Source organism: Nocardia sp. NPDC047038 (assembly GCF_040644075.1).
Lineage (GTDB): Bacteria > Actinomycetota > Actinomycetes > Mycobacteriales > Mycobacteriaceae > Nocardia > Nocardia sichangensis.
On the sequence record NZ_JBEYVQ010000008.1, the window covers coordinates 65512 to 83368 of the forward strand.

18 protein-coding genes are annotated in these 17857 nt (G+C 67.0%); 10 read left to right on the plus strand and 8 right to left on the minus strand.

Annotation, left to right across the window (positions count from 1 at the left end; genetic code table 11):
• Positions 1-356 precede the first annotated feature (356 nt).
• A complete protein-coding gene (locus ABZ824_RS25215) occupies positions 357-1196 on the plus strand; it encodes an alpha/beta hydrolase (RefSeq protein ID WP_356965947.1) in 840 nt (279 codons plus the stop codon).
• Between the two features lie 317 nt (positions 1197-1513).
• On the opposite strand, the gene ABZ824_RS25220 is transcribed toward ABZ824_RS25215, so the two are convergent.
• Both ABZ824_RS25220 and ABZ824_RS25225 read right to left on the minus strand, forming a co-directional pair.
• Positions 1514-1705, minus strand: a complete 192-nt coding sequence (locus ABZ824_RS25220; protein ID WP_355075174.1) for a hypothetical protein — start codon at positions 1703-1705, stop codon at positions 1514-1516.
• A 100-nt stretch (positions 1706-1805) separates the two neighbouring features.
• A complete protein-coding gene (locus ABZ824_RS25225) occupies positions 1806-2003 on the minus strand; it encodes a hypothetical protein (protein WP_062977773.1) in 198 nt (65 codons plus the stop codon).
• A 74-nt stretch (positions 2004-2077) separates the two neighbouring features.
• Between ABZ824_RS25225 and ABZ824_RS25230 the strand changes: the two genes are divergently transcribed.
• The 4 genes from ABZ824_RS25230 to ABZ824_RS25245 all read left to right on the plus strand — a co-directional run bounded on the left by ABZ824_RS25230 (position 2078) and on the right by ABZ824_RS25245 (position 4920).
• Positions 2078-3181, plus strand: a complete 1104-nt coding sequence (locus tag ABZ824_RS25230) for a helix-turn-helix transcriptional regulator (protein WP_356965644.1) — start codon at positions 2078-2080, stop codon at positions 3179-3181.
• Positions 3171-3377 (plus strand): DUF397 domain-containing protein, encoded by a 207-nt coding sequence (locus ABZ824_RS25235; RefSeq protein WP_355075176.1) that lies wholly within the window; start codon positions 3171-3173, stop codon positions 3375-3377. Before ABZ824_RS25230 ends, ABZ824_RS25235 begins: the two co-directional genes overlap by 11 nt.
• A gap of 236 nt (positions 3378-3613) precedes the next feature.
• Positions 3614-3979: a hypothetical protein gene (locus ABZ824_RS25240; RefSeq protein ID WP_356965645.1), complete on the plus strand. Its 366-nt coding sequence runs from the start codon at positions 3614-3616 to the stop codon at positions 3977-3979.
• 32 nt (positions 3980-4011) lie between these two features.
• Positions 4012-4920, plus strand: coding sequence for an aminoglycoside phosphotransferase family protein (locus ABZ824_RS25245; protein WP_356965646.1), 909 nt, complete (start codon positions 4012-4014; stop codon positions 4918-4920).
• A 225-nt stretch (positions 4921-5145) separates the two neighbouring features.
• Here the strand turns inward: ABZ824_RS25245 and ABZ824_RS25250 are convergent, their stop codons facing one another.
• Both ABZ824_RS25250 and ABZ824_RS25255 read right to left on the minus strand, forming a co-directional pair.
• Complete coding sequence (locus tag ABZ824_RS25250) at positions 5146-6294, minus strand: DUF4041 domain-containing protein (RefSeq protein ID WP_356965647.1); 1149 nt, start codon at positions 6292-6294, stop codon at positions 5146-5148.
• A 35-nt stretch (positions 6295-6329) separates the two neighbouring features.
• A complete protein-coding gene (locus ABZ824_RS25255; protein ID WP_356965648.1) occupies positions 6330-7595 on the minus strand; it encodes a hypothetical protein in 1266 nt (421 codons plus the stop codon).
• Between the two features lie 317 nt (positions 7596-7912).
• Between ABZ824_RS25255 and ABZ824_RS25260 the strand changes: the two genes are divergently transcribed.
• The 3 genes from ABZ824_RS25260 (at position 7913) to ABZ824_RS25270 (ending at position 10134) form a co-directional block, all read left to right on the plus strand.
• Positions 7913-8335 (plus strand): hypothetical protein, encoded by a 423-nt coding sequence (locus ABZ824_RS25260; protein WP_157170822.1) that lies wholly within the window; start codon positions 7913-7915, stop codon positions 8333-8335.
• 76 nt (positions 8336-8411) lie between these two features.
• Complete coding sequence (locus tag ABZ824_RS25265) at positions 8412-9257, plus strand: LLM class F420-dependent oxidoreductase (RefSeq protein ID WP_356965649.1); 846 nt, start codon at positions 8412-8414, stop codon at positions 9255-9257.
• Positions 9258-9387: 130 nt separating this feature from the next.
• On the plus strand, positions 9388-10134 hold the full coding sequence (locus ABZ824_RS25270; protein WP_355075187.1) for a DUF6882 domain-containing protein: 747 nt from the start codon (positions 9388-9390) through the stop codon (positions 10132-10134).
• Positions 10135-10143: 9 nt separating this feature from the next.
• Here ABZ824_RS25270 and ABZ824_RS25275 read toward each other — a convergent pair whose 3' ends face one another.
• Complete coding sequence (locus ABZ824_RS25275; RefSeq protein WP_356965650.1) at positions 10144-11337, minus strand: lipase family protein; 1194 nt, start codon at positions 11335-11337, stop codon at positions 10144-10146.
• Between the two features lie 426 nt (positions 11338-11763).
• Between ABZ824_RS25275 and ABZ824_RS25280 the strand changes: the two genes are divergently transcribed.
• A complete protein-coding gene (locus ABZ824_RS25280) occupies positions 11764-12348 on the plus strand; it encodes a hypothetical protein (RefSeq protein ID WP_356965651.1) in 585 nt (194 codons plus the stop codon).
• Between the two features lie 123 nt (positions 12349-12471).
• Positions 12472-14427: a GMC family oxidoreductase N-terminal domain-containing protein gene (locus ABZ824_RS25285; protein ID WP_356965653.1), complete on the plus strand. Its 1956-nt coding sequence runs from the start codon at positions 12472-12474 to the stop codon at positions 14425-14427.
• 17 nt (positions 14428-14444) lie between these two features.
• On the opposite strand, the gene ABZ824_RS25290 is transcribed toward ABZ824_RS25285, so the two are convergent.
• The 3 genes from ABZ824_RS25290 to ABZ824_RS25300 are packed head-to-tail and all read right to left on the minus strand — an operon-like array spanning position 14445 to position 17596.
• Complete coding sequence (locus tag ABZ824_RS25290) at positions 14445-14819, minus strand: DUF742 domain-containing protein (RefSeq protein WP_356965655.1); 375 nt, start codon at positions 14817-14819, stop codon at positions 14445-14447.
• On the minus strand, positions 14816-15232 hold the full coding sequence (locus tag ABZ824_RS25295) for a roadblock/LC7 domain-containing protein (protein ID WP_355075196.1): 417 nt from the start codon (positions 15230-15232) through the stop codon (positions 14816-14818). The genes ABZ824_RS25290 and ABZ824_RS25295 overlap by 4 nt, the downstream gene beginning before the upstream one ends.
• Before the next feature lie 30 nt (positions 15233-15262).
• Entirely contained in the window at positions 15263-17596 is a 2334-nt protein-coding gene (locus ABZ824_RS25300) for a nitrate- and nitrite sensing domain-containing protein (protein ID WP_356965656.1), read from the minus strand.
• Positions 17597-17857 lie beyond the last annotated feature (261 nt).

Genomic DNA, 17857 nt, shown 5'->3' on the forward strand with positions numbered 1-17857 from the left:
CCAGCATCGATAGCGTTGGACCGTGAGGTTCAAGCGGTATTCGGCACCAGGAAGGGGAGTGCCCCGATACTTATCGCGAGGGATGGGACGACATGCAGGACGGCGCGATAAAGGCATGGGACGCGCTCACCGACCTGGCCTCGAAGCTCGGCGTCAGTGTGTCGACGCTGCAGAATCAGGACAGCTCCAACGCGGCGCCGATCATATTTTGAACGCACGATAATGCCGATTCCGGGTGATCGGGAGAGTGTGGACGCGATCTCGGCTGCACCGATGATTTTCGGGTGAACCTGTCGTCGATACCTCTGGAGATACCGACAGATAGGAGTCCAGGCATGGGACCGTTTCGGTTGGGCATGACGTCGGTGCGGGCGAACGGTGTGGATCTGGGCATCGAGAGCTTCGGTCGCGAGGACGATCCGCTGGTCCTGCTGGTCGGCGGCACGACGATGTTGTCCTGGCCTGAGGTGCTGTGCGAGCGGCTCGCCTCGGGCGGGCGGCGGGTGGTCCGCTACGACCTGCGTGACTCCGGCGCGTCGACGACCCTCGACCCGGAGAATCCGGCCTACGACCTGCGGGATCTCGCCGCCGACGCGGCCGCGCTGGTCGGGGTGCTCGGCGCCGGGACCGCCCACCTCGGTGGTGTCGGCGTCGGCGGGATGGTCGCTCAGGTCGCCGCGCTGGACCACCCGGACGTGTTCTGCGCACTGACTCTCGTCGGCACCCGGCCGGTGGCGCCGGGCCCGGTCGACGAGGACCTGCCCGACCACGACCGCGCGGTCATCGGCGCGCTGTTCTCGCGCCCACGGCCGGACTGGACCGACCGAGATGCTGTCGCAACGTTCGCCGCCGAGGGCGCCGCGCTGATGGGCAACGATCCGCAGCAGGCGCGGGCGACGGCGGCCCGGATCTGGGATCGGACACCGTCGAGCGATCCCGCGGTGCACCAGGCGAACCAGCTCGGGATGGTGTTCTCCCGGATCGACTGCGCCCCGCGCTGGCGGGAGCGGCTCGGTGAGCTCGACGCGCCCACGCTCGTGGTGCACGGTCGCGCCGACCCGTTCTTCCCGGTCGGCAACGGTGAGGTCCTCGCCGCCGAAATCCCGGGGGCGCGGCTGCTCGTCCTCGACGACATGGGTACCGCTCTGCGCCCAGCGGCGGCCGACCAGGTCGCTGCCGCCATGCTCGCCCTGTAACCCCCCGGCTGGGAGGCATCCTGAGCCAGCGGCACGCACCATTATGCCGCTGATCGAACCGGCCAGGCGTGGCACCTCGGAAGATCAACGAGCAGTAGTGCGTCCGACGCTGGCCGATCGCACCCTCATGCCGAGTACAGGGCGTCCGCAGGAGCGTGTACGCGACCTCGACCGCACCGATGAATTTCGGCGGTGGCTCGCTCGTCGAATGGAGTGTCGAACTCGAGGCGTCGCCTGCTGATGCCGAGCAGAACAAGATGCGCACATGTGGGCTCGCCCTGCGCTCCGGCGCCAGCGTAAGGCGGCGAGTAGCTCGCCTATCCCGTCGGTGCGTGCCATCGCGTCGACAACTGGCATCCCACCGCGAACTCTTCGGCGTCGCGCAGCGCTCTGCCCGCGATGAGGTCCAGTTCGAGCGAGTCGTCGCCGTATCCGGTTGTCGCCGCGATCATCTGGCGGGCGGTGGACCGGATCGCCGACTTGTCGCCGGTCACTGTCCAGCGGTTCACGGCAGGCACGTGGATGAGCCAGCGTGGGCCGCAGCAGTGCACTGTGACGCGGTAGTGGCGCACGGTCACGGCCTTCGCGCGCGGACGGCCCGATGGCGGGTCACTCGGTCCACGACAGCGCTTCGGTGAGGGTCACCGGAGGCGGGGGAGGGGTCGGCACCCCGCCTCCGGGACGTTCGGGTGTGTCGGCCCACTGCCGCAGCGCGTCGGCGTAGCGCTCGAGCACGGGCAGCGGCACGCCCTTGTAGGGGGCGCGAGCCCGTGGGAACGGAACGCGTTGCGGTAGTGCGTTGGTCATGTGTCCTCCCACTGTCCGAGTGGCGGCGAAGGGGGAGTCACGCCGCACCGATCTCGCGGTCAGTGGAGCACCGGATGCGGGCCGTATGGATATTCCCGCGCGAATTCGCGACAGAAAGTGGCGAAAGCCCTGGACACCTTCCAGCGACCCTGCACAATAGCCTCCGGTGGGGCGAAAGACCGCCTTCCACAAGGACTTTCGGAACATTCCAGTCAGTGGGTGTGAATATTCCACGGAAGGGAGCAAACAGCATGGGGGAGAGCGATGCGGGCGCCGGTATTCGGCAGCTCAAAGCCGACATTCGCGGGACGGGAGGCGTTCCACACCGCAGCCTCGGCCGCTGCCTGCGCGGCATGAGGCAGGAGGCGGGATTGTCCATCGAAGTGGCGGCGCGGGCCATCGGGCGCGGAGCGGGGACGCTGCACCGTCTGGAAACCGGTGCGCCGAACGTGGTCGTCCGAGAGGAAGATCTGCGGCGGCTGTGCAGGCTGTATCAGCGGGTGGACATGCTGCCGGTGTTGAAATCGCTCGCTGCACAGGGGAGGACGCCGTCGTGGTTGGACGAGTTTCCCGATCAGGTGAATCCGACGTTCAACGCCTACGTGCAGATGGAGGCGGCAGCGTCTCGTATCACTGTCTATCGCCCCGATATGGTGCCCGGACTGTTTCAGACTCCGGACTACGCGCGGGCGCTGGATCGTGTCTACTTTCCGATGGACACCGCAGAGGAGATCGAGCGTCGCGTCCGAGTGCGGCGTAACAGGCAAGCGTTGATCTGTCGTGACTTCTCGCCGCTGGCAGCTGTGCTCGTGCTGGACGAGGCAGTGGCCAGGCGAGTCGTCGGCAGTCCACGCGTGATGTCGACGCAGCTGCGCCACCTGGCCGGTCTGCCGCCGAATGTTCGCGTGCAGGTGCTTCCTTTCGGGGCAGGCTTCCCGCTGGGAGTCTCGACCGGTCCCTTCACGATCCTGGATTTCGCCGGTGACGGAGGGGGTCGGCCGCTGGAGCCGCCGGTGGTCTATGTCGAGAGCTACACAGGCAACATCTACCTGGAGCGCACCAGCACCGTGCGTCGGTACCGAGCTGGATTCGAGGTAATCCAGCGAGTAGCTTTGGATGTGCCGAATAGCAAACGCCTACTGCGGCAGGTAGCGAAGGAGTTCGACTGTGTCCGTTGATCTATCCGGAGCGCACTGGTTCAAGAGCACCCGTAGTGCTGCTGGAAACGACTGTGTCGAGATCGCGCATCTGGACGGCGGGCGCGTAGGGGTTCGTGACTCGAAGAATCCTCACGGTGGGGCGTTGGTGTTCACGCCCTCGGAGTGGGATGCGTTTCTGTCGGTCGCGCGGGGCGGCGAGTTCGACCGATCTTGAGCTCCGCCTGCTCGATCGCCGGTGTTCATCGAGGACCGCAGTAGGTACGCTTCTGCGGCCAGCAGTACTTCCGAGACCGAGGGCTTCGACGGATATCGTGCGCTACATCGGCTGCGTCGGCGGGTCGGGGGACCTGCCGACCCCCTCGCGCAGCGCACCGCCGATATCAATGATCGACGGTGTCTTCAGCATCGGCACCGCATACATTTCATGACGCGGCGAGACCGAGGAGGCCGATGAGTACACCGATTCCGCCGCGAACGTTGACCGACCTCGAAACCAGTGTCGCCGTGAAGCTGCTGTCGTCGGGCGACCCCGGCGCCTCCGCGTACCAGGCGCAGGTGCCGTATTCGCAGGTCGTCGCCACCTGGGGTATCGGTTCACCCAGCATCGATCTGGCGGTGCGGGCCGGTGCGGTGCGAGCATCCGATTCGCCGGACGGGATCTTCGCCAGCGGAGGGGTCACCGACCGCAACGGATCACCGATCGGCGAGGTCATACTGTGGGTCGAGGACGGCTGGCTCAGCGGAATCGAGTACGCCTGGCATACGGACGAACGCCCCCACGCGCTGCCCGAGCCCGGTCGAATCGAGCTTCTGTAGCGCGAGATGATGATTGGGCCATATTGAGCCGCATGCCGCACACCGAGATCACCGCGGAGTTGGTGCGGGATCTGCTGCGTGACCAGCACCCCGACCTAGCCGACCGCCCTGTGCGGCTCGGCGCGCGTGGCTGGGACAACCAGCTGTGGCGGCTCGGCGACGACCTGGCCGTCCGATTGCCCTGGGCGACAGAGTCCGCCGACGCGTTGCTGCGCAAGGAATACACCTGGCTGCCCGACCTCGCTCCGCGTCTTCCGCTGCCGGTTCCCGTTCCGCAGCGCTTCGGTGAGCCCTCCGAACGGTTTCGGCGGCCGTGGATCATCACGACCTGGGTGCAGGGCGAGCCTGCCGACCGAGCTCCCGTCACCCACGCAGCGGAGTCCGCCACCACCCTGGCCGCCTTCCTGAGGGCACTTCACCAACCTGCCCCCGAGCAGGCGCCCGAAGGCCGCGACCGCGGAGGGTCGCTGGCCGGTTGTTCCGACAGGTTCGCCGAGCAGCTGTCAGCGGTCACCGAGTTGGGGCTGATCGCCGATCCTGATGCCGTCCGCGCGGTCTGGGAAGACGCTGTCGCCGCACCGGATTGGGACGGCCCAGCGCTGTGGCTGCACGGCGATCTGCATCCGGCCAACGTCCTCACCGCGGATGGTGCGATCTGCGGTGTGATCGACTTCGGCGACCTCTTCGCCGGCGATCCGGCTTTCGATCTCGCTGCCGCATGGATTCTGCTGCCCGACGGTGCCACCGACCGCTTTCATCACGCCTATCAGTCGTCCATGGATACGGCGACTCTGCGGCGCGCCCGTGGATGGGCGGTGCTGCGCGCCTTCGCGGGCATCTTCATCGCAGACGCCGGGGTCCACGGCCGCCCTGGCGGCAAGCCGACATGGGGTCCACCCGCCCAGGCCGCACTGCGACGCCTCATCGCTACCCATCGCTGATCGTGCGCGTGCCCCAACGCTTCAGGAGACGGTGACGACCTGCGCAGGGTTCGAAAAGCTACTATCTACCGGTTGTCTCGCCGCTGCGATATCAGTGATGTCCCCGTAGCGGCGGCATGGGCGCCGTTGGCCTATCTATTGAACGCATTGCTTGCTGGCCTTTATGGGGCTTTTGTCCCTAGTACGTGCTCGGTGCGGACAACCGAGCGACATCCGCTCGAAGGTTCACTCGCGACGGTGGGGCCAGTACCGCTTGGATTGAAAGTATTGTGTGGCTTCGGGAGAGTCGTTGTAGTCGAGTAGATTGCCGACCTTCTTGGCCAGTACTCGGCGTACTTCTTCCGGGCTGGCGAAGAAGAACTCCCGGCGGGGGTTCGCGTGGTTCAGTCGCGCCGAAGCGAACTCTTTGTGCAGTTCGCTTTCGAGTGTGACTGCATCGTCGGAGAAGTACACGGCGTGGACGTCGAACGGGAACGGGACGGATGCGCCGCCCAGTTCGCGGACTCGGTCGAGTGGTTCGAGTCGACGAGTCAGCCCGATCTTGACGACGTTGGGGCCGAATGCGCCGATGTTGGAGATGACGTAGACGTAGCCTGCGCGGATGTTCGCTGCACGGTAGTCGTTCTGCGCGATCGCCTCGGTGATGCGGGTGAGCTGATCTTCGATATCCCGAGTGTCTTGTCCGGCGGCAGTGAGCCGTTGCAGTACGGCGCGGTAGTGTGCTTGCTCTTTCTCGAGTCGCTCGCGTTCGGCGGCGAGTTCTTGTTCGACTTTACGTTCCTCCCGCAAGCGCTCGCGTTCCTCGCGGGCGGCTTCTCGTTCTTCCTGCACCTTCATCATGTAGTCGGCGGTGAGTTCAAGTTCTTTTACCCGCAGCGCGTGGTACGCGGTGGAGACGTGCATTTGCATTGCCGCGCCGATTTTTTCGATGTCTTTGGCGGCCTTGTCGAGTCGTCGTTTGGCGGTGTCCAGGTTGCCGGCGCGTATGGTTCGCACGCAGTTTTCCGCCTCTGCGTTGTATGCCCGCAACATGAGCTTGGAAAGGTCAGCGGTCAACCGGCGCCCCTCGGCGAGGGAGTTGTTGAAGCTGAACTTCTTGGCCACCACGATGGCCTCGCTGGTCTTCACGGCTTCTCGCACGTCGGCGCGCAGCTCGGCGAGGGCTTGTTTGTAGCTGTCGGCGTTCTCCAGGGGGTGGTGGTACTCGTAGATTCCCACCTCTTGAAGCACCAGTGCGTCGTCCACGGTGATGAGCCGGGGATCGTTCAGCGGAGGCGGTGCACCGGCTGTGGTCGGGTGGGCTTGCAGTTGTGCGGTGAGATCTTGGATGCGGTCTTGGAGGTCGGCGGACTCGCGTTCCTTGACGATCAGCATCTTGCGCAGTGCGACGATCGCGGCTTGGGGGTCGTTCATCCGCGTACTCCGTGGTTTGCCATGGGCACCAGCCCGTAGGGGTTCTTCGATACCGCGGCCGCGAGGTGAGTCAGAGTTGCTGTCGACTCCACGCGTGCGAGGTCGATCGGCAGGAAATCTGCCCGGTCGGTGGCCAGACGGACGAGATCGATTCGGGTGTCGTGGCCGGTCGCGGCGTCGACGGTGTCGACAGCGACGGTGAGTGCGATGCTGTCGATGATTTCTTCGCGATCGGCTTCGAACACTTCGTGTGCTGTCCGCAGCGCGGTCTGCGCGATCGCTGATGCGTAGCGACGTTTGACTTCAGCCGCAGGCAGCGCAGTTGCGGTGATTTCATCAGTGGTTTTGTTGTAGCGGAACGCTTTTGTTGTCGGGAACGCGTCAGGGTGCGGAGCCAGGACTGTGACGTGCAACTCGCGGTCGCCAGCGTCGAAGGAGTGCTCGTAGGTCACCTCGAACGTCTCGGGATAGACCGAGTTGGCCAGCACGATGCCGACGTATTCGTCCATGGCGTCGGGTCGACGCTCACGTAGTCCGGCGATCAGCCGATCCAGCCGCGCGTTCGATTCTTCGACCTGTCGGCGGCGCTCGGTGCTTGCTTGCTCGAGCCGGCGCCGAGCATCGCCGAGCTCTGCGACACGCGAGGCTTCCTGCTGCCGCCAACGGGCACGTAGTTCTGCGTTCGCGGCGCAGGTTCGGGCGAATGTCAGCTGCCACTGCTGCACGACGTTCAGGTATTCCCGTTGCGCCGCCTCCAGTTGGGTCGCGTGCCTGCGGTTGCCGCCGAGGGCGCCGCTGAGACCTGTTGGCGGCGCGGGTGGGACGAAGATCGGGTGATCCGGCAGCGCGTGGTAGCGGGGAGACGGTGTTGGAGTGAGCAGTTCGGGACGATTGAACGGGAGGTCTGTGGCGTGTTCGCGCAGCGACTCGAGGTCGACCCAGTCATCGACTTCCAGCGTGGCGTCCAGTAAGTGGTCGATCGCGTCGTAGGTGGCGGCGAGCTGCGCGTTCTTCTCTTCGGCCTCTGCCTCACGGGCCGCGATGTGGGCGAGTTTCGCAGCCTTCTCTGCTGCCGCGCGGTCGGCGGCCGAGGCACGCATGGCCGCGGCCGCGGCTCGTTGCTGCTCCCGCGCGAAGCGTTGCGCCTCCCTGACAGCCGTGTTGTGCGCGCGCATCGCTGCCCGTTGCTGCTGCGCCTGCCGCTGCTGTGCCAGCCTCTGCTGGTGTTGCAGTTCCGCGAAAAACCCCCTGCGCCGCGCCACCCGAGCTACACCCCTCTTCCCGATACTCGACATGAACCGGCCGGACAACCCCGGCCCGCAGTTACTGTCCGCGACAGAACCAATCCCGTTACAGACGCCACACTCTGGCTTTTCCAGCTATCAGCGCTCGAGCTTCGGCTCGTGATCCCTTCGGGTCGATGCTGTATCTGCGGTATATGTTGTGCGGCGTAACGACTAGAGGTTGATCACGGATAAGACGTGCAGCCGGGCCGGTGTTCTCGAACTCCCGGTACCGAGGCCCGGCGGCCGTGCATCCGGGCATGTCGATCAGTGTGCAGACTCAGAGGGGAAAGATCATGCGCTCAGTTACCAAATTGGCCACGACCGCCGCTGCCGCCGTAGTGGCCTGCGCCCCGGCGTTCGTCTTCGCCGGTACCGCCTCGGCCGAGGCGGTCAACCTCCCGGTGCTCTACACCACGGCGACGGAAGCGGGCCTGTGCTACGGCACGATTCGCGGGAACGTGGACCAGGACTCTTCCCAGGGACTTCACCTCACCAGCGCCTTCGAGGGCATCGGCACCTGCGCCACCACCGCCTACGTCTCCTGGCACAACATCGACACCGGCGCGCGGGGGAACACCACGATCAAGCTGGTCGGCTCCTGGTACAACTCCGCCACCATCCCCTCCGGCCCCGGCCACGTCGAGTTGTCCGTCACCACAAAGGAGATCTTCCACTCGCCCGATTCGGTTCAGGTGCAGTACGTCATCCCGGGGTGATCGGTAGTGAAGCCGGGCATCACGGCCGCGGCAAGTCGCATTGGCGGCCTCGGGTTCGGCAGGTAACTTCGAGCAAATGGATGCTGGCGTAGCCTACTTCCCGACCCACGACGGCCTCGGGCCCGCGGAGCTCGCTCGAACCGTCGAGGAGCGCGGCCATCGGTGGCTGATGTGGGCCGAGCACACGCACATCCCGGCGGCGCGGAAGACGCCATGGCGCGGCGAGCAGGGCGCGCCGCCGCTGCCGCGAAAATACGCGCACACCTACGACCCCTTCGTGGCGAGCGCCTACGCGTTGAGCGCCACGAAAGCGCTGCGGGTCGGGACCGGTATCGCGCTCGTGGCCCAGCGCGACCCGATCATCACCGCCAAGGAGGTCGCGTCGCTCGATCATCTGTCCGGCGGGCGATTCGACTTCGGCATCGGCGCAGGCTGGAACCGTGAAGAGATGGCGAATCACGGCACCGATCCACGGACCCGGATGAAGCGCATGGGCGAGTACGTCCGAGCGATGAAGGTGATCTGGACACAGCACGAGGCCTCGTTCGACGGCGAATTCATCTCTTTCGACCGGATCTGGAGCGACCCCAAGCCGATCCAGCGGCCGCACCCGCCGATCCTCGTCGGCGGCAGTGGCCCGACGGTGCTGGATCGCGTGCTCGAATACGGCGACGCGTGGATGCCCAATCACGGCCCCGGGATCATCGAGCGGATCACCGAGCTGCGCGAGCGGGCCGATCGCCCGATCGACGTCGTCGTGATGGGTGCCCCCGTCGACGACCTCGAGGCTCTCGAATCCTATGCGGAAGCGGGAGTCGACCGCGTGCTCTTCTGGTTGCCGTCGGCACGCCGGAGCGTCGTCGAGCGCGAACTCGATCGGGTCGAGGCGACGATGGCCGAGTTGCACGACCGCCCGGTGTGAAGTCGGAGGTGGAGTCGCCCCGGTTTCCTCCCGCACCCTTTGCCGGGACGGCCGCCCGCTCGGGGCTGAGCACGGCCCGACAGCCGGTCCGGAAGCGGAGCGATGGCTCCGCGTTGACTACGCTGACGCGGTGTCCCAATCCGTGCCACTGACGAGACTTCTCGATGACGCGGGCTTGCTGTCGCTCGAGCACCGCCTGCACCTCGAGGAGGTGCTCGGCGCACACGTGTTGGAGGCCGATCTGGACGGACGTCGGCTCGAATTCCTCGGTGACGAAGGCTCCTTCGTGTGCACCGACGTCCACCTGCTCGGAACGGCGGATGCCGACACGTGGCTGTGGGGATGGGTCAACCCCTGGGGCTACCCGCCGTCGCTGCTGCGCGCGGCGGAGACCGTGCGCGAGTTCGGGTCCCGCTACCGTGTCGCCGAATTGTGTTCGGCCGAACTGCCCGTGGTCCTCGGTGGCGCGGCGCCGGAGCCTTATCAGGTGGCCGGCTTGATGGCGGATGCCGCGAAGATCGTCTGCGGGCGCTGGAACTCCTACTGTGGTGTCATCGATGGCGCCTGCGTGGCGTTCCTCATCGACCACCCGGCCTTCGAATTGCCCGCGCCCACCCCCTCCGGCCTCGCTCGCGTGCTGGCGCACGGCTTCGGTGCACTGCCACTGACGGATCACCGGCGTGCCGTGTACAGCTACCTCACCCGGCGGGGACTGAACACCGAATTCCTCGACGACTACCGGTTGCTGGAATTCGGCGACGACGGTCTCGCCGGCGAGGTCGAGTTCGACGCTTCGGGCCGGATCGCGAACCTCGATATCCGGATCGTCATGGACGGGATCGACGCGCCCTTCGAATCGCAGCCCCAGCCGGCGTGATCCGCCCGGTCAGCTCGGCGGGAACTGTTGCTCGAACCAGCCGAGAATCTCGGGGACGGCCATCCGGGCCGTTCCGGCGTGGTCCACGTCGCCCAGGTCCCGCAGCGTGGCGTTGCCGCCGCCGAGAGCTTGCGAGCAGTGCTCGGCATTCGGAAACGGCACGGCGCGGTCGCCGCGGGCAGCGTAGAGGTGAACGGGTACTCGCGGCGTCCAGTCGCAGGTGCCGTCGCTCTCGGCGATAGCCGCCGCGGTGGCGCCGGTCGGCTCGGCGGCGGACCGGACGAACCCGGGGGTCAGCAATTGCCCGGGGGTGGGCGCCAGCGAGGTCACGATGGTGATCTCGGTGTGGAAGCCGTCGAAGAGTTCTTCGACTTTGTCGGCGTAGGGCTGCTGGAAGGCCTCGGTCGGGTCGTCGTAGAGGTGGTGGATCCGATTCATGGAAGTGATCCAGTAGGAGAGGAAGAGCACCGCCGCGCCCGGTAGGACCCTCCCGTCCAGTGCGGCGGGCGCCTGGACGTGCCGTAGGTCGTAGGGTCCGCTGATCGGGGCCAAGGCAGCCACCCCGAAACCCGGGATCGCGCCGGAGGCCAGCGCTTTCCCGAGCGCCATCGCGGCGTGGCCGCCCTGGGAGAAGCCGGTCACCAGCACGTCCGGATCGAGCTCTCGGCGCTGCTGGGCCACGAGGGAAGCGGTCGCGCGCAGCAGGTCGGCCGAAGCGCTGACCTCCGAGGGCGCATGGGTGTAGGGATGCGTCCCCGGACCGTTCCCGAGGCCCAAGTAGTCCGGTGCGGTCGCCGCGTAGCCCGCGGCGGCGAAGGCCACCGTACGCAGCCGATCGGGGAGGTTGCGGGTGTCGACCGACGGCGCGTCGCTCTTCAGCGTCATGGTTCCGTGCTCGTAGCTGACCACCCGCAGCCGCCGGGAGTCCGTGCGCGGCAGCGCCACCAGCCCGCTGGCGGTGGTTTGGTCGCCGTGCGGGGTGATCGTCCGGTACTCGATGCGGAAGGCGTCGACGCCGTTGCGCACCGGAGTGGAGATTCCACCGTTGGTCAACAGCGCGGCGGTCTGCTCGGGCGGCAGACTCAGCAGGGGCGTCGTGGAAACGATTTCACCGCGGGCGGGCGGCGGTTCGTGTTCGGTCCCGCATCCAGCGGCTGCCAACAGGACGACCACCGCGACCAGGCAGCGCCTCAGACGGTACATCCGTCGGTCCTCTCGACGATCATCGGCTTCGTTCCATCATCGCGCGTGCGCGTACAGGTCGTCGGGCGGTGCGGCCGGGCCGCCGGGATCTGGGGGTGGTTTCGGGTCTCGTGGAAGGCTCGAAGTTCGCGGCGGGCGGAGGCAAGCCGCTCCGATCGTCGGCATCCCGCGCGTCCGGTGCCTGGTCGTAGCTGATCCGGCCACGCGCAGTTCACCCGACCGTTAAGTAAATGGCTGTTTCAAGCAATATAGGGCTATCTACCAGTCCAGAGTAGCGATATGTTATGAATCATTATCGTCGACTGCGGTAGTTCGGTGTGGTTGCTACCCGGGCGGCGCGAGGTTGTCGACGCTACCCGGCCGACGCCGTCCGGGCGGCGTCGACACCTCATGGCGGCTGATCGAGGGACTACCCGAGGAGTGGGCATGAGCACGCCGACGGCGAGCGCGACTACCGAGATCTACTTTCGCGCGGCGGCCGCGACCCTGGTCGAGGCAGCGACGGTGCTTGCGGACTTCGGATGCTCGCCGGTCGATGTCTCCGGGATACTCGAGCGCTCGCGCCGAGTCGAGCACGCGCTCGGCGTGGTCATCGGCAACTTGACCGCCGCGCTGGAGTCCGAGCCCGTGGCCGCCGACGGCGCGCAATTGTCCGAACTCGGGCGGGCGCTCGGCCGCGTCGTCGAACGGATCCGGGCGGCAGCAGCGCTCGCGGACGCCCGCCTCGTCACGTCGGTGCCGGACGAGGTGCTCGAAGTCGTGATGACGATAGGTCGCTGCGCGCATCTCACCGCTGCGGCAATGGGCGCCTGCGACCAACCGCTGCTCGGGTCATATCGCGCCGAGTTGCTGCGTCTCGCGGTGCACGCCGAGCGGACGTTCACCCGGTGGTCGCTGTCGCGGCCACGGACCGGCGCGAACCCGACGGCGGAACTCGGCAAGGCGCTCGTCTCGGTCCTGCACGCGTTCCTGGCGGTCGGTTACGCGGCCGCGATCGTGATCAGGGCGTGAACGCTATGTGGCCATGCATTCTTTCCAGGCGATCCGAAATCACCAGCGCAAACTGGTCTTTAGTTAGTGGTTGTTCATGTCGTGTGATAGAACTCACTGGCGAAACGAAGGGGACTGTTCGACATGGAACCAACAGCCAAGCAACGCGCGGCGATGAACGTCATCTGCGACACGTTCAACCCCGGCGACGGGTTGACGCTGCCGTCGGCGAGCGCGCTCGGAGCCGTTGACACCGTCTTCCAACTGCTGGGGCGCAATCCGCGCGAGGCGGAGAAGAAGCAACTGGCCACGCTGCTGAACCTGTGGGATTCCCGGCTGACCGGCCTGGTCACCGGCAGCGGTCTCCGGCGCTTCTCCCGCCTGTCGCAGGAGGAGCGGGAACGGGCATTGCTGCGGCTGGCCGATTCGCGTTTCGAATCCGTGCGGGTGATCTTCGGGGCGCTCAAACAAGCGTCGCTGCTGTCCTACAACATCACTCCCGGCCCGACGGGCGTCAATCCGCTGTGGAAAGAGATCGGGTATCCGGCCCCGGCCGGTCCGCTGACCACGGCGCCCGCGCCCGTGTTGACACCGCTGCGCTGCACCGAGACGACCGAATTCGACTGTGACGTAGTGATCGTCGGTTCCGGCGCCGGAGGCGGTGTGGCCGCCGCGGTATTGGCCGAAGCGGGCCTGGACGTCGTGGTGCTGGAACGCGGAAACTACTACGACGACCGCGATTTCGGCGCGGGCGAGCTGGACGGGTTGCAACACCTGTACGCACCGGGGCCGCCGGGCACCGCCGACGGTCAGATCACCCTCGTCGCGGGCACGTGCCTGGGGGGTGGGACGGTCGTCAACTGGAGTACGTCTTTACCGACGCCGGAGGATGTCCGGGTGGAGTGGGCCGCCCTGGGCGCCGCCCAGTTCGCCGAGGACGAATTCGGCGACGCGCTCGACGTGGTGCGGCGGCGGCTCGGTGTCACCGATCGGCGGTCGGTGCTGTCGGCTCGCGACGGCGTTCTCGAGCGCGGCGCCCGCGCGCTCGGCTGGGAGGTGGACACGTTGCCGCGCAACGTGACCGATGCCTGCGACGCCGGTGTGGAGTGCGGCCGGTGCGGTTACGGCTGCCGCCTGGGCGCCAAGCAGTCGGTGACCAAGACCTGGCTCGCCGATGCGGCGGATCGCGGCGCGCGACTGGTCGTGGACGCCGACGTGCGGCGGATCAGTGTGCGAAATGGTCGCGCGGAAGGCGTTTCGGCGGTCACGTCCGACGGCGTGGCGATCGAGGTGCGCGCTCGTGCGGTGGTGGTGGCGGCCGGTGCGATCCAGACTCCGGCGTTGCTGCGGCGCTCCGGGCTGCGCAACCAGAACATCGGCCGCCATCTGCGCCTGCACCCGGCGGCCGCGGTGTTCGGGGTGTTCGAGGAAGAGATCCGGCCGTGGGAGGGCGGCTTGCAGACCCGGATCTGCCGCGAGCACAGCGATTTGGACGGCAACGGCTACGGCGTGATCTACGAAACCGGCCCGATTCATCCCGGTCTCGCCACCGGGTTCATGAGCTGGCGTGGCGCCGAGAACCATCGGACCGCCATGCTCGATTTCGCGCGTTCGAACGCGATCGGCATCATCACGCGCGACCGCGATTCGGGCACCGTGTCCGTCGACCGCGGCGGTGAGCCGATCGTGAACTACCGGTTGTCGGACTATGATGCCGCCCATTTGCACACCGGGTTCGAGGGGGCGGCGAGCATTCTGGAAGCAGCGGGTGCGCAGCGCATCTTCTCCGGGCACCAAGCGGGCGTCTCCTACGAACCGGGCCGCCGCGGCTCGCACGCCGATTTCGCCGCCGCGTGCCGGGCCGCCGGGTACGGACCGGGGCAATGCTCCCTGGGCGCACTGCACATCATGGGTTCGGCGCGGATGGGCGGCTCAGCGGCAACCTCGGCCACCAACCCGGACGGCGCCACATGGGAGGTGGCGAACATCGTCGTCGCCGACGCCTCCAGCTTCCCCACCGCGTCGGGCGTCAACCCCATGGTCTCGATCGAGGCGATCGCCTACATGAACGCGAAAAGGCTTGTCGCGCGGTTGAGCTGAATACCGGCCGGGTCGGGTCAGAGCGCGCGGATGCCGTCGAGCACCGCGCGCAGGAGGCCGAGATCCGATTCCGACCCGGCCGTGGGCTCCGCCGACCGGTAGATCAGCCTGCCGTCGTCGAGCAGATCGCCGATGAGGACCTTCGTCATCGTCAGCGGCAGGTTCAATCGCGCGGACACCTCCGCTACCGACTGCGGGGTGCGGCAAAGCTGCACGATAGCGGCGTATTCCGGTTCGGTGCGCCGCAGTGCGGTGCCCGGCGCGCCATCGACCACCAGAGTGACCAAGTTCAGTTCCGGGCGCACGGCACGACCCCGGCCGCGGGTGATGGCGAAGAGCCGGACCATCGGACCGGCGTCTTCCTCGTACCAGGGATCGTGCTGATAACTCATGGCTGTGTCGAAGCGGGTGGGTGCGGGCGCGTGTCGACCGACAGATGTGTTCCGACTCGCTGCACCGTCTGATTCATTTCGTAGGCCACCATACCCATATCGGCGGTCTCGGACGCCAGCAGTGCCAGGCAGGCGTTGGTTCCGGCCGTGGTGACGAACAGCACGGCGTGGTCGAGTTCCACCACGGTCTGGCAGACGCCACCGGCGTCGAAATGGTGGCCGACGCTGCGGGACAGGCTGTGCAGTGCCGATGCCATCGCGCAGAACCGCTCGGCGTCGGCCTTGTCCAGTTGCGCCGAATGGCCGATCAGCAGCCCGTCGGAAGACAGCAGCACCGCGGATTTCGCTCCGACCAATCCGGTGACCAGCTCGTCGAGCAGCCAACCGAGGCCGGTTCCCTGGGAAGTAGTCATCGTCGCCTTCTGCAAAGGGGGGATTGCGGACTAATCGAAGTCGGGACGCTTCCGGCGTCCCTGGCGGGTGCCGTTCTCGATGGCACTCATCAGATTGCGTGCTTCATCGGCGGTCCGCTGTCGTATCGGGGCGGCGGGCGCCGTCTGCTCCTGCTCCTGCTCCTGGGGAGATTGACGGCGGCGGCGTGGGAGCGGCGGCCTGGCGTCCGCGGCCGGACCGGGATCTGGTGTGGCCGCGGTGTCGAAGCCACGGTCGTCGCTGTGCGGGGTCGGTGCCGGGGCCTGTTGCTCGGAGGCCGGGGTGAACCATGCCGATCGGCCCGGTACCGGCGCCGGTCGAGGCGGGAGGTCGTCCGGCGTCTGCGGCCGCACGGGCTCGATGGGGTCAGCGTCGCTCTGCTCGCGCGGCGAGGTCTCCGACCGCAGGAGTGCGCTCGGAATGAGCACCACCGCCCGCACGCCGCCGTACGCCGACTCGCCCAGACGTACCGAAACACCGTGCCGGTGAGCCAGTTTCGCGACGACGAACAATCCGAGCCTGGTGTCGCTGGACAAGGTCACCACACTGAAATCCGGTGGGTTGGACAGCAGTTCGTTGCGCGCGGCGAAGTCGGCCTCCGACATGCCCAAGCCCTGGTCGATGATCTCGACCGCGACGCCGCGCCCGACCACGACGCCGGACACCTCGACCCGCGCCTGCGGGGGTGAGAATGCTGTCGCGTTATCCATCAGCTCGGCCATCAGGTGGATCAGGTCGGCGACGGCGTTGCTCGACACCTGGAGTTCCGGCAGCCTGCCGGTCTGGATCCTGGCGTAGTCGAGACTTTCGGCGACGGCGGCGCGGACCAGATCGATCAGTGGAACCGGCTTCCGCCAGCGTCTACCCGGCTTCTCTCCGCCGAGGATGATGAGGTTCTCGGCGTTGCGGCGGGCCCGCGTCGCCAGGTGGTCGAGCTGGAACAGCAGCTCGAGCTGGTCGGCGTTCTCCTCCTTGCGTTCGGCTTGGTCGAGCAGCGCCAACTGGCGGTGCACCACGACCTGGCTGCGATGGGCGATGTTGAGGAATACCGCGTTGACGCCCGTTCGGGTCTTCGCCTCGGCGACCGCGGCGGACACGGCCGCGACATGGGCGCGGTTGAAGGCGTCGGCCACCTGGCCCAATTCGTCGGAACCGAAATCCAGTCGGGCCAACTCGGCCTCGGAGTCGATGCTTTCGCCTCGGCCGAGCCTGCCCATGAGATCGGGCAGCTGCTGGTCCGCCAGTTCCAGTGTGTCGCGCCGCAATCGCCGCATTCGCCCGATGAAGCGATTGGCCATGATCAACGCCGCGAGGAAGGCGATGGTCGCGACCAACAGCACCCCCGCGCCACCGAGCATGGACCGCCGCGCGGTTTCATCGCCTCGCTCACGCGCGATCTGGTGCGCGTCGCGGCTCTGGTCGTCCCAAAGCTTCAGCAGGGCCGCCGAGACCTGGCCGGAGGCCTCTTGCCAGGCCGCGACACCCATGGGCAACGACGACGTGGTCCTGGAGGCCGAGCGGCCGCTCTGGGTCCTACCGGTACCGGTGGACTCGTCGGAGTCGGAGCCCGCCTCCACCGGACCGCGCACCAGCACCGCGTCCTGCATCGCGACGAGCTTCTGATAGGCCGGTCCGGCGGTGATCTCCTGGAGCTGGGCGAGTCGCTTGTTCTTCAACACGCGGCCGGAGTAGGCGACCTCACTGCGGAATTCGCCTACCAACCGGCTGAATTCGGTCAATTGCGCGGGAGTGTTCTCGCCGACGGTCAGCGCCACCGCGCCCAGGGTGTCCGCCATCGACAGGGCTTCGGCCGCGCGTAGGGGCTCGACGCCGTAGTTCAGTTCCATGGCGATGTCGGCTTCCGGCGCCACCCGTGCGGCGAGCGTCGACGCGGCGATGATCGTGCCGATGACCCCGCTGAAGACTTCGAAAACCTCGTGCGGCGCGGCCTGCCGGGTGTCGACCCCGCCGCGCAGCGTCGGAACCATCGCGAACAGCTTGTTGTAGCCTTCGATATCGGAGGCGGACCCGCCGGGATTCAGTTTGCGGGCGGCATCGCCTTTCGCCATCACCCCCGCCAGCGCCGCGTCCGAACGCTGGCGTGCGGCGGCGAGCCCGCGGGCGACTTCGGTGTCACCGGCCAGGGACAACAGCGAGAGGCGACGCTCCTCCTGGAACGCCTGGACCATGAGGATGGCCGGTGCCGTCGTGCTGCTGGCCAGCTCCGCCCATTCCTTGGCCGCCTGGGCGGATCGCACCAGATAGCCGGCCGCGCCCACACCGATGATGAGTAGCGTGACGCTCGATATGAGCACGATCGCCAGCAGGCGTACCCGGACACTCACTCGACCACGGACATCACGCCGGCTCGACCGAACCACTCCCATAACGGATTCGCGCAGCTCTGACCACTTGCTCACGGCTGGAAAATGCCTACCCTCTGACACGGCCCCGCCCGACCCGGGCGGCACCTCACCTGTACCCGTTCCGAAGAATAACGAAAGTGTAGCGGTTCGATCGCGAATCCCACGGATTCGCTTGGACCAACAAGTGAATCGAAATTATTCCGAAATTCGAGCACGCGAGCTCGGGCGCGCCGGGCTCCG

Excerpts from the sequence above, each read along its gene's own strand:
- ABZ824_RS25215 (WP_356965947.1), top strand. The coding sequence starts at position 357 with ATGACGTCGGTGCGGGCGAACGGTGTGGATCTGGGCATCGAGAGCTTC.
- ABZ824_RS25225 (WP_062977773.1), bottom strand. The coding sequence starts at position 2,003 with ATGACCAACGCACTACCGCAACGCGTTCCGTTCCCACGGGCTCGCGCC.
- ABZ824_RS25230 (WP_356965644.1), top strand. The coding sequence starts at position 2,078 with ATGCGGGCCGTATGGATATTCCCGCGCGAATTCGCGACAGAAAGTGGC.
- ABZ824_RS25240 (WP_356965645.1), top strand. The coding sequence starts at position 3,614 with ATGAGTACACCGATTCCGCCGCGAACGTTGACCGACCTCGAAACCAGT.
- ABZ824_RS25245 (WP_356965646.1), top strand. The coding sequence starts at position 4,012 with ATGCCGCACACCGAGATCACCGCGGAGTTGGTGCGGGATCTGCTGCGT.
- ABZ824_RS25250 (WP_356965647.1), bottom strand. The coding sequence starts at position 6,294 with ATGCTGATCGTCAAGGAACGCGAGTCCGCCGACCTCCAAGACCGCATC.
- ABZ824_RS25260 (WP_157170822.1), top strand. The coding sequence starts at position 7,913 with ATGCGCTCAGTTACCAAATTGGCCACGACCGCCGCTGCCGCCGTAGTG.
- ABZ824_RS25265 (WP_356965649.1), top strand. The coding sequence starts at position 8,412 with ATGGATGCTGGCGTAGCCTACTTCCCGACCCACGACGGCCTCGGGCCC.
- ABZ824_RS25275 (WP_356965650.1), bottom strand. The coding sequence starts at position 11,337 with ATGTACCGTCTGAGGCGCTGCCTGGTCGCGGTGGTCGTCCTGTTGGCA.
- ABZ824_RS25280 (WP_356965651.1), top strand. The coding sequence starts at position 11,764 with ATGAGCACGCCGACGGCGAGCGCGACTACCGAGATCTACTTTCGCGCG.
- ABZ824_RS25285 (WP_356965653.1), top strand. The coding sequence starts at position 12,472 with ATGGAACCAACAGCCAAGCAACGCGCGGCGATGAACGTCATCTGCGAC.
- ABZ824_RS25290 (WP_356965655.1), bottom strand. The coding sequence starts at position 14,819 with ATGAGTTATCAGCACGATCCCTGGTACGAGGAAGACGCCGGTCCGATG.
- ABZ824_RS25295 (WP_355075196.1), bottom strand. The coding sequence starts at position 15,232 with ATGACTACTTCCCAGGGAACCGGCCTCGGTTGGCTGCTCGACGAGCTG.